The sequence below is a fragment of the Microbacterium album genome (genome assembly GCF_014643695.1).
Taxonomy (GTDB): Bacteria; Actinomycetota; Actinomycetes; order Actinomycetales; family Microbacteriaceae; genus Microbacterium; species Microbacterium album.
Window position 1 is genome coordinate 1 of sequence record NZ_BMJY01000042.1, and the last position, 608, is coordinate 608.

Genomic DNA, 608 nt, shown 5'->3' on the forward strand with positions numbered 1-608 from the left:
ACGCTCGGGCCGAACGACCCGATCGTCGACTGCCAGAACGAGCGGGTGCCCGAGCCGGCCTGCGGGATGAACGGCACGATGTCCGCGTTGGTGCCCTGCGCGCCGACCGTCAGCTCCGGGGCCGTGGGGCTGTTCGCGAGCTTGACCTCGAAGCTGGCCTGGTTGATGCCGTAGATGTTGCGCAGCGTCAGGTCGAAGTACCCGTCGCCGTCGACATCCTCACCGATCGCCGTGCCCAGCGGGATGTTGGACGGCACGGCCGTGCTGGGAGCGGTCGCGTACGTGACCGCGTCCAGCGCGAGCGGGATGTACGAGTACGCGCCACCGGGCACCCAGGTCGCCGCGCTCGAGGAGCGCGCGAACTGCAGGTCGGCGGGCACCAGGTTGGTGACCGTGGTGTCCTCCACGCCCTTCTGGCCGAACGGCGTGCTGAAGGGCGCGTCGTCGCGGTAGGCGACCGAGGTGACGCCGTCGCGGGTGAGCGACAGCTGCGCGCTGTCCTTCGCGGCCTTCAGCGCGGTGACGCCCTGGCCCGAGCCGTTGGGGCGCGGGATGTAGGTGCCGCCGAAGCGGGTCTGGATCCAGTTGTCCGCACCATCGGGCAGCGT

The 608-nt window shown here is 70.7% G+C and carries 1 protein-coding gene; it reads right to left on the reverse strand.

Features of this window, described 5'->3' with window-relative positions:
• A partial coding sequence (locus IEX37_RS15850; protein WP_188757340.1) for a hypothetical protein occupies positions 1-608 on the reverse strand: 608 nt, incomplete at both ends.